This is a genomic window from Campylobacter sp. RM9328 (assembly GCF_012978615.1).
The window spans coordinates 1-4,417 of sequence record NZ_LIWF01000026.1 but is presented as its reverse complement, the minus strand read 5'-3'; the positions used below and the strand labels follow the sequence as shown (position 1 = coordinate 4,417).

Annotated in this window: 11 protein-coding genes; all 11 read left to right on the top strand. The window is 35.3% G+C overall.

Features of this window, described 5'->3' with window-relative positions; translation table 11 throughout:
• Positions 1-218, top strand: a 218-nt coding sequence (locus CCAL9328_RS10330) for a hypothetical protein (protein ID WP_170000602.1), incomplete at its 5' end; no start/stop codon positions are given.
• Positions 211-834, top strand: a complete 624-nt coding sequence (locus CCAL9328_RS10325; RefSeq protein WP_170000601.1) for a hypothetical protein — start codon at positions 211-213, stop codon at positions 832-834. The genes CCAL9328_RS10330 and CCAL9328_RS10325, both read left to right, overlap by 8 nt.
• Positions 835-843: 9 nt before the next feature.
• Positions 844-1,203 carry a hypothetical protein gene (locus CCAL9328_RS10320; RefSeq protein WP_170000600.1) on the top strand — a complete coding sequence of 120 codons (360 nt, stop codon included), beginning with the start codon at positions 844-846 and terminating at the stop codon, positions 1,201-1,203.
• Positions 1,204-1,409: 206 nt separating this feature from the next.
• Complete coding sequence (locus CCAL9328_RS10315; protein ID WP_170000599.1) at positions 1,410-1,661, top strand: hypothetical protein; 252 nt, start codon at positions 1,410-1,412, stop codon at positions 1,659-1,661.
• Between the two features lies 1 nt (position 1,662).
• Positions 1,663-1,851, top strand: a complete 189-nt coding sequence (locus CCAL9328_RS10310) for a hypothetical protein (RefSeq protein ID WP_170000598.1) — start codon at positions 1,663-1,665, stop codon at positions 1,849-1,851.
• Between the two features lie 553 nt (positions 1,852-2,404).
• A complete protein-coding gene (locus CCAL9328_RS10305) occupies positions 2,405-2,755 on the top strand; it encodes a hypothetical protein (protein ID WP_170000597.1) in 351 nt (116 codons plus the stop codon).
• A 10-nt stretch (positions 2,756-2,765) separates the two neighbouring features.
• Positions 2,766-3,104, top strand: a complete 339-nt coding sequence (locus CCAL9328_RS10300; RefSeq protein WP_170000596.1) for a hypothetical protein — start codon at positions 2,766-2,768, stop codon at positions 3,102-3,104.
• 119 nt (positions 3,105-3,223) lie between these two features.
• Complete coding sequence (locus CCAL9328_RS10295; RefSeq protein WP_170000595.1) at positions 3,224-3,493, top strand: hypothetical protein; 270 nt, start codon at positions 3,224-3,226, stop codon at positions 3,491-3,493.
• Positions 3,486-3,728, top strand: coding sequence for a hypothetical protein (locus tag CCAL9328_RS10290; RefSeq protein ID WP_170000594.1), 243 nt, complete (start codon positions 3,486-3,488; stop codon positions 3,726-3,728). The genes CCAL9328_RS10295 and CCAL9328_RS10290 overlap by 8 nt, the downstream gene beginning before the upstream one ends.
• Positions 3,718-4,017 (top strand): hypothetical protein, encoded by a 300-nt coding sequence (locus tag CCAL9328_RS10285; RefSeq protein ID WP_170000593.1) that lies wholly within the window; start codon positions 3,718-3,720, stop codon positions 4,015-4,017. Before CCAL9328_RS10290 ends, CCAL9328_RS10285 begins: the two co-directional genes overlap by 11 nt.
• On the top strand, positions 4,014-4,367 hold the full coding sequence (locus CCAL9328_RS10280; RefSeq protein ID WP_170000592.1) for a M15 family metallopeptidase: 354 nt from the start codon (positions 4,014-4,016) through the stop codon (positions 4,365-4,367). The genes CCAL9328_RS10285 and CCAL9328_RS10280 overlap by 4 nt, the downstream gene beginning before the upstream one ends.
• Positions 4,368-4,417: the final 50 nt, after the last annotated feature.

Below are 4,417 nucleotides of genomic sequence, written 5' to 3'. Positions count from 1 at the left end.
GGTGCGTAATGGCTATGAGTGATGAATGTAAACAAGCTTTTGCTCAAGAAATGCAAGTTTTAGAGCAAATTAATAGTTCTCTTTCTGTATTATCCCAAGGCGTGATTAATCATGGTTTCTTTGAGAAATTTAACACTCTTAGCTCCGATGTGTCCCAATTAAAAGAAGATATCAGAGCTTTAAGGGTTGGTTTACTGGGTGATATCAAAGATGTATAGTTTGTTTTGTTGTTGTTGTGATAATTCTCTTCCTGCCGTTGATTTGGATAAGCTTCGTCCTTTAACTTTTTCTGTGACTGGCTCAAGGACGTTTTATCAACATTTCATAGGAAATGACGAAGATAGTCGCTATTGTTTTGCTTATGGCATAGCTTCTTATTTTACCGTTGGCATAAACGGAGATCTTGGCGAGTATTTTCCTTATGATAACGTAGAAACATTAAGCATGGCTTTTGGTCGTTATTTTCAAAAAATTAGCACAGATCCTTTGTTAAATGATTATGAAGAACGCGCGCAACCTTACTATTCTTCTTTTTATTCTGATTTGCCGTATTCTCCGATGACGCATGATAATCTTAAAATCACTCCTTCTGCTGTTGAAGAACGTTTGCGTCTTCTTTTTTCTGTTTTTTCTAGTGTATATCTTCCTGGTTCTGACGGTTCTTTCGTTGAGGCTAGTTCCTCTGTCGAGGAATATATACAAAAAGCGTCTACTCTTTGTCAGTCCATATTATCCAATCAACTTTCTTTGTCTACTACCGATGTAGAATATACTACTGATTTTTACGGTAGTTTTAAAGATCCTCGGGAAATTAACCCCGATTATGAAGATTAAGGAATTATAATGCCAGTTTATAAAATAACTCAACAGCAGGGTAATCGTGTTATCACTTCAACTCTTGAAGCTAAATCGGTTGCTAACGTTCAAGCTTTTTTATCCGCGGTTTCTACCGCAAAAATCAAATATATATATGAAGTTCATTATGAAAATCCCTCCGATACTTATCCTGTCGATGACTTTTTTTACAATAAACAATTTAAAGCTCTTTGTTCCAATGACAATCGTGCCACTAAACAAGTTTTAATTCATAACGTTAAAAAGAACTTAAATTCGAAAGAAATTACAAATCTTATTCAAACTCATTTAGAGGTAGGCGGGTTAAAAGTCAAGGGCGTTTCTTGTTCTTTGTTTATGGAGGGTTGATATTTTTCTCTCCTGCTCTGTTTTTGTCCCTGCACGGCGATACCACCGCTCTGCGGTGTCTCGCCGTGTCCTCCCCCTCCTTGCTTCTTAATCCTCTCTTTTTATTTTTCAATTTTTTTGATAAAAATGTTTTATTCCACCCTTTTTAAGTTGTTTATAAGTAATAGTGTGTTATAATTCTCTTATCAAAACAAAAGGAGAGTAAAATGCCATACTTTAAAAAGACAGACAAAAGACTAGAGGTTATGGGCAACCCGCTATACAAAAAAAGCGAAAAGCCTCTAAAAGGCTATGTTTACGGCGAGCGTGTAGGTAGAGATACTGAGCCGTTTAATAATGGCGACTTCGATCACTTCTACGTTTTAGAGAACGGCGTGTATCTTGCAACACGCATAGTGGGAGATGAAATTTTTGAGATAAGCGAAAATGAATATAAAACCGAGCAATGGGCGCTGTAAAGTGAAAGCTCAACAATACAAAAAAGCCACCTTAAAAGAGGTGGCTGACTTCCTAGAGCGCCCATATGAAACCGTGAAGCGCTGGGATAAAAAGAAAAAGGCGGCGCTCCAATACGGAGTGCCTATTATAAAAGAGATAAGAGAAAATTCAGAAAAAAAAGAATACAATTCAAACAAGGCTAGCATTTAATTTTTGCCCGCTGGGCTTTGAAACCATTATCTTAGAATTTTTAACCTTTTAGGTATTGAAATTATTAATTTAATATTCAGGTTTTAATAGCTAGCCGTTTTTTACCCTTTGGGTCTTGGGGGTGTTAATCCCCCTATTATTTTTTTGTTTTTTTACCCCCTCCCTGATCGGGGGTGCGGGGAGCTCCCCGCATAGCCCGTGCTTGATTTATTTAATTTCATTCAATCTCTCGCACGGGCGTAACTCTACCGAGCGTTTATCCATGTTTATGAGGCATTACATGTTTTCTCCATGTCAAACTCTAAACACCATGACCCCATAAATACCCCCTCTTTTGTTTTGTTTGGCGTTTGGTTATGTTTTTTACATCTGTCACCTGGCGTTTTTTGTCATCTACTTTACTTTTTCGGCGCATTGTCTTTTTGCTCAATACCCTTGGTTGCTGTATTTTCTTTTTATTGTCTGCGTCCATTTTTTGTTTTTTATATAATTTCTTTGTTTAAACGTTTTAACAAGAAAAATATAAAAGTCTAAACGACAGAAAGGAACATATATGTTAAAACAGCATATCACTGGACTTCAGTCAAGAACTCTGGATTTTAAAGAGGGTTCTGATGAAACCGCACTTGCTTCATTGCTTGCAGGTCGCATAGAAACCTATGAGCTTAAATCTTCTGGCGGTGTTGCAATGAATACTACTCCAGCGGTTTTAAACCGTAAAAATTTTATAGTTGGTAAAGATACCCCAACTGGTAGACTTTCAGCTATGATTCAAGTTCCTCACGTAAAGGAAAGTTTTTTCTTTAATGAACTTATTGCAGCCGTTAAAGGTAAGTTTGACGCTACTTATACAAGTGAGGTTAAATGCGATTATGTCAAATTGAAATTTGACAAATTATCATAAGGAGGCAACAATGGCAAAATCTTTAATAAGAAATACAATTAACGGTAGGCGTTACGGCTTTATCGTTCCTGCTGACGATGTTGTTGCTGGAACATTTGCGGCGGCTGCACTTGATGGCGAATATTCTATTTATTTGCAAACCGGTGAAAGCGGCACAGAAACCGAAGCGGCGGTATTAGAATATACTATTACTGGTAAAAATAATGCAGGTGCAAAAACTACTTTTAGTTTTTATGCAAAGCCTTCTGTAACGGAAAATGATATTCATACGGCTCTTATCGAAAAGACATTTAACGGCGTGAAATTCGATGAAATCTATATAATTTCCGCTCGTTCTGTGATTGGCTAATGTTGCTCTCCTTTTTTAATAGCCTCCGAGCTAGGGGGCTATCTTTTTATATTATTCTATTTTTATCTTTTTCTTTATTGATAGGTTATTTTTATATTTCTTTTCAGAAAAATACTATTGTGAATTTAACAAGAGATTTAGAGCAATCTAATCTAAAAATTTCTCTCGAGCAAATCAACACTCAAAACGCTCTTTTAATGCTTGATACCCAAAGTGCTCAATTACAACAAATGAGAATAGATAATGAAAAATTAACAAAGTCTTTGCATGACTTAGATCAAGTATTACAAAAACGTTTATCAAAAATTAAAGACCCTGTAGAACAAGATAAATGCGATAATAAGCTTACTTATTACGAAGCTGTATTACTGGAATTTAACAATGAATAAAATTACTTTTTATATCCTAATTTTATCTTATGCCGTTATTTTCGTTGGTTGTGCTCCCGCGCAAAACCCAGCTGTTATAACACAATATAAAGAAATCGCTATGCCTATTAAATGTGAAGTTACTCTTCCTGCTAAACCCGTATATGACCCCTCTAATCCACAGAGTTTAAAAGCTGTTCTCGTCTATTGTAGAAAGATAGAACATCTTTTAAAGGGTTGTATCAATGGTAAATGAATATAAAGACTTTATCCTCCTTGTATTAGTTGGTTTTACAGCTTTCATTCTTACTTATCGCCCCAGTCCTTGCAAAGGTCATCTCTGTAAAATAGTGGGTTTTTTGTCAGGTGCTTTAGGTTCAATCTTTCTTAGCTGGGTTGGATATGAGGTTTTATTTTTCTTTACCTCAAATTTTAGGCTATCACTTGCCATTAGCGGTTATTCTACATGGCGTGGTGCTGATTGGCTGAACCGTAATGTAGATGAATTTATTTCTAACAAAATTAAAAAGGATACAGACATATGACACTAGGTAACCATCAGGAAGCTTTTATGCAAGATGTAGCAAATATTCTTGCTTATTTACACGATAACGGCTATACTGTAAGAGGTGGGGATTTGCAAAGAAGCAAAGAGCAGCAAAAAATATATTTTAATCAAGGCAAGTCAAAAACATTGAAATCAAACCATCTATTAAAATGCGCTGTTGATTTACATATATTTAGAAACGGTAGGTTGCTTCAAGATAAACATGATTTGCAAGCTATTGGCGATTATTGGGAAGCTTTAAATAATCTCAATAGATGGGGTGGAAATTTTAAAACATTTCTTGATGTTCCTCACTTTGAAAGAAATATACAACCATATTTTTTATAAGATTGTTAAGAATTTTAAAAAAACTCTTGACTTTTATCTTGAATTCTTAT

What these genes read in the sequence shown, in the direction of transcription:
- CCAL9328_RS10325 (WP_170000601.1), top strand. Translation starts at nt 211, where the DNA reads ATGTATAGTTTGTTTTGTTGTTGTTGTGATAATTCTCTTCCTGCCGTT.
- CCAL9328_RS10305 (WP_170000597.1), top strand. Translation starts at nt 2,405, where the DNA reads ATGTTAAAACAGCATATCACTGGACTTCAGTCAAGAACTCTGGATTTT.
- CCAL9328_RS10285 (WP_170000593.1), top strand. Translation starts at nt 3,718, where the DNA reads ATGGTAAATGAATATAAAGACTTTATCCTCCTTGTATTAGTTGGTTTT.
- CCAL9328_RS10280 (WP_170000592.1), top strand. Translation starts at nt 4,014, where the DNA reads ATGACACTAGGTAACCATCAGGAAGCTTTTATGCAAGATGTAGCAAAT.
- CCAL9328_RS10315 (WP_170000599.1), top strand. Translation starts at nt 1,410, where the DNA reads ATGCCATACTTTAAAAAGACAGACAAAAGACTAGAGGTTATGGGCAAC.
- CCAL9328_RS10290 (WP_170000594.1), top strand. Translation starts at nt 3,486, where the DNA reads ATGAATAAAATTACTTTTTATATCCTAATTTTATCTTATGCCGTTATT.
- CCAL9328_RS10300 (WP_170000596.1), top strand. Translation starts at nt 2,766, where the DNA reads ATGGCAAAATCTTTAATAAGAAATACAATTAACGGTAGGCGTTACGGC.
- CCAL9328_RS10320 (WP_170000600.1), top strand. Translation starts at nt 844, where the DNA reads ATGCCAGTTTATAAAATAACTCAACAGCAGGGTAATCGTGTTATCACT.